Here is a 6,494-nt window from a genome sequence, read left to right on the forward strand (position 1 = left end):
AAGTTAATGCTTTTCTCTAATTATTATGTACCTTTTCTAGATTAAGGATTAAATATGAAAGCAAAAACAATTAGAGAAATTGCGTTGGCTTGGAAAAGTGAAAAGCAACGCTACGTTAAGCAGTCCACCTATGCTGCTTATGTGTTGATTTTAGAGAACCATATACTGTCATCGTTTGGTGATTGTGAAGTTCTTAGTGAGAAACTAGTACAAGAGTTTGTGTTGCAAAAACTCAATGCCGGGCTCTGCATTAAAACGGTGAAAGACATGCTCATCGTATTGAGAATGGTGATGAAGTTTGGAGTGAAGAACGGTTGGATGAACTATTGCGAGTGGGACATTAAGTACCCAACCACAGAGGGCAACAGAGAAATAGAAGTGCTGACGGTGGCACAACACAAAAAGATACTCGATTTCATCAGGCAGAACTTCACATTTCGCAACCTTGGCATCTACATCAGCCTGACCACTGGCTTGCGGATTGGTGAGATATGCGGTTTGATGTGGGCCGACATCAACACAGACACGGGCACAATCACCGTAAACCGTACCATCGAGCGTATCTACATCATAGAAGGTGAGCACAAACACACGGAGCTGGTAATAAACACACCAAAGACTAAGAATTCTTGCCGTGAGATACCGATGAACAAAGAACTCTTGGCTATGGTAAGACCACTGAAAAAAGTGGTAAATGCAAGTTTCTATGTGCTAACCAACGAAGAGAAACCCACAGAGCCACGAACCTACCGAAACTATTATCATCGGTTGATGGAACATTTGGATATTCCTCGGCTGAAATATCACGGACTGCGCCACAGTTTTGCCACGCGCTGCATTGAAAGCAATTGCGACTATAAAACAGTAAGCGTGTTGCTTGGGCATGCGAACATCACAACAACCCTCAATCTCTATGTTCACCCCAATATGGATCAGAAGAAACGGTGTATCACAAAAATGCTTAAATACCTCAATAAGTAAGTCTGTTTTTGCGATAGCCAATGGCTAAAGGCTGGTTCTAAAAATCGCCTTTGTCTGTTTTTGGGGGGACTTATCTGGCATCTTTCGCCTGCATTTTGAGTGAGCATCGTTGGGCTATGCCATCGAAAAGGCAAGTGAAAGATACCAGACAAAAACAGAAAGACAGCAAAAGATGTTGCTTTAAGCGCGGTTCAATGACAGCGTATATTTTTGGGTCTTTTGGAATTTGGAGTGATGGTATGATATTTTTTTGCCGACAGTAGATAAGGAAGTTTTGTAAACCCATTAATTATAAGGGTTTTGTTGTGTATGAATTTCATGTAACATGACAATACATTTCGTAACCTTTAAATTAGCACCTTATATTCTTTAATAGCAGTAAATAAAGGGGGTATAAAAGTATAGAACTAACAAAGGTTGTTGATTATCAGAAATTAGACACTACCACTCCAAATTCCAGATGAACCATAAAAGGAGTATGAAAAGATAGGTTTAATAACTTAAGGGCCCATGGCCTTAGACTTAACTACTCATAAACTGAATGTATCGACAACCCATGAACTAACAAACCCATAACCTCTTAAAGTTAAAATAAGTAGTAATATTTTACAAAACACACGCTGTTCGCCACCCCATTCTAGCGAAAACAATGGGCTAAAAGTAGGCAAACAGCCGCTTTTTTCAATCTTCCACCGCCCATTATATGTCCAGTTTTAAGAATACAGGCTGCATTTAGCACCATTTTGCCCTTCTAGTTGGTCACCAATTTATATTTTCTCCACCTCCAATTACCTGCATTTTGCACCTAAAAGCCCACTACTTAAAGTGTATTTTGCCCTTATTTCACACTATTTACCGTCGAAATAAATGCGCTAAGTGCCAATGCTCGCCGTATTTTATTGCATTTTGTTGTGCATTTTGTTGCATTTAGCCTTGCGTTTTTTAGCATATTGGTCTGCGTTTTGCGGCATTTTGCAGTGCATTTTGCTGCTAATTAGCGTGCGTTTTGGTGCTAAATGAACGGTGTTTTGATGCTAAATAGCGCGCGTTTTGGTGCTAAACTCATCGTAACTAATCAATGAAAAAGAAGAAATATCGAAATTGATGTAAACTAACTGATAATGAGGAGGAAATACACGAATTGGCATAATACTGCTCTGTTTGTAAAGGGCAGAAATATGCAGATTTAGGCAGAAGTTCAGTTACCAGAGTGTTACCTTGTTTTGATGTAGGTAACGATGGTGCAGTATTCGGTAACTGAATTATTTTCGTTCGTGTGGCTGTTGCTTCGGTCGGCAGTTTTCTGCGTAAGTGAGGAACGCTTTAATTCGGGTAACTTTACCCACAAATATTAAAGCGTATGAAAACAGAGAAAACGAAGGTGTTGCTCTACCTTAAAAAGAGCGGTATAGACAAATCAGGTAAAGCCCCGATTATGGGGCGGATAACACTTGGAAGGAGTATTGCGCAGTTCAGTTGTAAACTTTCCTGCAACCCCGATTTATGGAATCCACGTGAGAGCAGAATGGACGGCAAGAGCCGTGAGGCGGTGGAGGTTAATGGGAGATTGGAGAACCTGTTGCTTTCCATTCAATCTGCCTATCAGTCGTTAATTACCAAAGGCCAGCCATTTGACGCAACCGATGTAAAGGAGCTGTTTCAAGGCAGCGTGCAGGCTCGCTGTATGCTCATCGAGAGATTGGATATGCTCATCAAGGAGAAAGAAAGCCATATCGGTATAGACATCAAGGAAGGGTCTATGTCAGCCTATCATTCCACTCGGAAAAGGTTACAGGAGTTTATTCAGAGGAAGTATCATGTTTCGGATTTGGCTTTCTCGCAATTGACAGAAAACTTCATCTACGAATTGCAGGCGTTCTGTCTTGGCGAACTCGGTCATCAGCAAAGCACATTCTTCAGAGTTGCAGCCGATTTGAAGACTGTCTGCAGGCTGGCTTATCGCGAGGGGCTGGCTGACACTCTTCTGTTTGACAAAGTACATATAGAACGAGGAGACAAGAAAGCACCTAAAGCTCTTGACAAAGAAGCATTGGACAAGTTGAAGGCACTCTGCTTTGATGAATTGGAAAAAGAAATGGGAACTGCTCGTGATGTGTTTCTCTTCGCCTGTTATACCGGTGCAGCCTATTGTGATTTGATGGAACTAAGCAAGAAGCATCTTGTCCGTGATGATAAGGGTAGCCTTTGGTTAAAGTTCAACCGACAGAAGACGGGCGTGCTTTGTCGTATCAAACTATTGCCGGAAGCTGTTCGGTTAATAGAGAAAATGCACAGCGATGAAAGGGAAACACTGATCCCTTACATCAAATATCCCACTTATCAGTCCTGTCTTAAAGCCTTGCGACTACGGGCAGGTATATCTTTTCCCTTTACCTCGCACACGGCAAGGCATACCTTTGCCACACTTATCACCTTGGAACAGGGCGTTCCTATTGAAACGGTCAGCAAGATGCTGGGACATACGAACGTAAGTATGACCGAACGTTATGCAAAGGTAACACCACAGAAACTCTTTGAGGAGTTTAACCGTTTCCTCTCTTTCACCGAAGATATGCAGTTGGCTATCTAATCTCTATACTTTGTATATGCTTATACATTCATTCCAGACATTAAAACAACAAGACAATGAGAAGTACATTCAAGATATTGTTTTACATCAACAGGCAGAAGACAAAGGCAGACGGCAAGACCGCTATTCTCTGCCGTATCACCATAGATGGAAAGAGCACTGCTATCACCACAGGCGAGCAGTGCAAGTCCTCCGAGTGGAACAGTAGGCAAGGGATGACAACCGACAAGAAGACCAATCAAAGAATTGGCGAGTTTAAGGAACTTGTAGAAAAGACCTATCAGGATATTCTGATAAATGACGGGGTGGTAAGTGTGGAAGTGCTCAAGAACCGTTTGCAGGGAGTAGCCGCTACGCCGACAACACTTCTTGCCATGAGCAAAGCCGAACTGCAATCCGTTAAAGAGTGCGTGGGCAAATCGAGAGCTGAGGGAACCTATCAGAATCTTCTCTATTCAGATAAGTTACTTACGGAGTTTGTAAAGGATAAGGGAATGACGGATATAGTCATAGCCACTATAACGGAAGACTTGTTTGAAGAATACCGTTTCTATCTGAAAAAACGAGGCTTGGCAACTGCAACCATGAATCGCTATCTTTGTTGGCTGAGTAGGCTGATGTATCGTGCGGTCAGTCAAAGGCTCATTCGCTGTAATCCTTTTGAGAATGCCAAGTATGAGAAAGCGAAACAGAAGATACGCTTTTTGCAAAAGAGCGATGTTGCCAAACTCATGGCTCTGAGAGTACCTGATAAGGAGGCAGAACAAGCAAGACGGCTGTTTGTCTTTGCCTGTTTTACAGGTTTGGCTATTGCTGATATGGAACATTTGCAATTTGGACATGTCCAAACGGCAGCAGACGGACAGAAATATATCCGAAAAGAACGGCAGAAGACAAAGGTGGAGTTTGTCGTGCCACTACACCCCATAGCAGAGACCATCATCAATCAATGCAAGAAAGAACGACTGAGTATGAAAGAAATGCAGACGGTGAAAGGAAAAGGCAACGACTTTATCTTTCACTGTGCTTGTAGCCGTAGCGTGATGAGTGCAAAGCTGAGCATCGTGGGTAAGGCTTGTGGTATCAGAGAGCGGTTGTCCTACCACATGGCAAGGCACACGTTCGGCACGCTGAGTTTAAGTGCAGGAATACCCATAGAGAGTATTGCCAAGATGATGGGGCACGCCTCTATATCCAGTACTCAAATCTACGCACAGGTGACAGATAATAAGATTTCTGAGGACATGGACAGGTTGATAAGGAAACATCAGACAAAAGAAACGAAGGAGGAAACCGTATGAATGTCAATCACCATCAAATAAAAAGAGATCGCAGTTATTTCGAGTGGGGCGATAATATGCAAATCACTTGCAAAGGCAAAGGCGAAATAGCCATGACAGAGAATGAACTGGTGGATTTCTTTAGTGTAACATGGAGGAAGCTCAATTATCGTCTGCAACTTCTACTAAAAGTCTCTCCCCTGCAACCCGACGAAAGGGATACAGGGGAGCAGGAAGTCTACGTGAACGGACGACTGCGAGGATATGCTCCGCTTTATCCACTCACAATCATCATCGCTTTGTCTTATCAATTGGACAGTACGGAAGCACACTTCTTCAGGAAACATGTATGTCAGAGATTGCAGAAACCTACATCCATAATAACACCGATATTCTTAATAGGAAAGACGGATACCTGATGATTATATTTTCTTTTTCTTTCATTGATTATATCTTACTACATAACTACAATAAGGTATAATACGTTGAAAGAAAAAGGATTAAAGATTTTTATTGATATACGAATATTCTTTCAATTATTTACTACGCTACTACAAAAGAAAGATTTTTATTAAAACTGAATTGACAGTGTATAAAAACTAAAAGCACAACCATGAGAATTTATAGTTTATAACACATAAACTAAAAGAGCTGTATCAAACCCTATAATGAGTAACGACACAGCTCTTTTTCTTGTTTTGAGGGAGATTAAAGTTTCTAATCAAGAAGTTCGCATCCTTTCAGATGTTGAGTTTGTATCCAATATATTTTATGGCAACTATTTAAGCTCATGCAACATGTAGGGTGCTCCAGAAACCTTTACCTTCAATTTTTCATAGCTTCCATCATCCATGTGATAGACAGAGTAGCCCATGCCTTGGTCTGTTGACATGCCGAAGATGATATTATTGCCAGACTTGCAGATGGATGTGGCCCAGCCTACAGTTCCAGAAAAATTCATCTTCTTGCAAGTCTTATTGTATAGATTAATTTCAAAGGCTTGAAATGATTTGTCATGAACGTAGTCAGGTGGATTGCTTGCCGCTCCGGGAATGTTAAGGTATCCATAAACCTTTCCGTTTCCACCATACACTTTATTATAAGCATACGATGTTCTGTTCCCCTTTACTCCTTCTAAGTTTACGTCTGCAAGGGTGAAGCAATATGAGTTGTCAAAGTCTTGCTCCCCTTTCTTAATGCGCAAGAATCCTTCTTTGACCCCAGGCTGGTATCCAAACATAGCTACGCAATAGAAATAGATGTCACCCTTCTCGTCCACGAATGGGTCCCCAGCGGGGGTCATAGAGGAGGCCATTGTAGCACGAGGGTCACTAATCATTTTGATGGGCTTATCGGTCTTGGTATCTATTAAGGCTATATGTGCCCCCTTCTCGCATGAGTAGGCAGACTTTAATTGGCAGAGCGTCACGTATAAGATGCCGTCTCTGATGATGGAAGCACATGGTTCAGGATTATTGTCGCCAGCCAACTTCCCCAAGGAATAGCCAGATAAATCTATTTCTCCTGTTTTTGTCATGGAGGACGGATCTATAATCCACACCTTTCCTAATCCAAGACAAGAAACGTAGGCTTTCTTCTCGGATAAGAATGTGATGTATGTGGCCTTTGCACCACTTGGAAAT

Annotated in this window: 5 protein-coding genes; 4 read left to right on the top strand and 1 reads right to left on the bottom strand. The window is 41.8% G+C overall.

The features are described from left to right. Positions 1-54: 54 nt before the first annotated feature. The 4 genes from BN93_RS14660 to BN93_RS18790 all read left to right on the top strand — a co-directional run bounded on the left by BN93_RS14660 (position 55) and on the right by BN93_RS18790 (position 5,270). A complete protein-coding gene (locus BN93_RS14660) occupies positions 55-981 on the top strand; it encodes a tyrosine-type recombinase/integrase (protein WP_019189055.1) in 927 nt (308 codons plus the stop codon). A 1,360-nt stretch (positions 982-2,341) separates the two neighbouring features. After that, positions 2,342-3,571, top strand: coding sequence for a site-specific integrase (locus BN93_RS14665; protein ID WP_019189056.1), 1,230 nt, complete (start codon positions 2,342-2,344; stop codon positions 3,569-3,571). Between the two features lie 56 nt (positions 3,572-3,627). Continuing rightward, the gene (locus tag BN93_RS14670) at positions 3,628-4,872 is read left to right on the top strand and encodes a site-specific integrase (protein WP_019189057.1); all 1,245 of its coding nucleotides are present in this window, start codon (positions 3,628-3,630) and stop codon (positions 4,870-4,872) included. After that, positions 4,869-5,270: a hypothetical protein gene (locus tag BN93_RS18790; protein ID WP_019189058.1), complete on the top strand. Its 402-nt coding sequence runs from the start codon at positions 4,869-4,871 to the stop codon at positions 5,268-5,270. Before BN93_RS14670 ends, BN93_RS18790 begins: the two co-directional genes overlap by 4 nt. Before the next feature lie 359 nt (positions 5,271-5,629). Here BN93_RS18790 and BN93_RS14680 read toward each other — a convergent pair. Further along, positions 5,630-6,494: YncE family protein (locus tag BN93_RS14680; protein ID WP_044261018.1), on the bottom strand; the 865-nt coding region annotated here is incomplete at its 5' end.

Source organism: Prevotella conceptionensis 9403948 (assembly GCF_000312305.1).
GTDB lineage: Bacteria > Bacteroidota > Bacteroidia > Bacteroidales > Bacteroidaceae > Prevotella > Prevotella conceptionensis.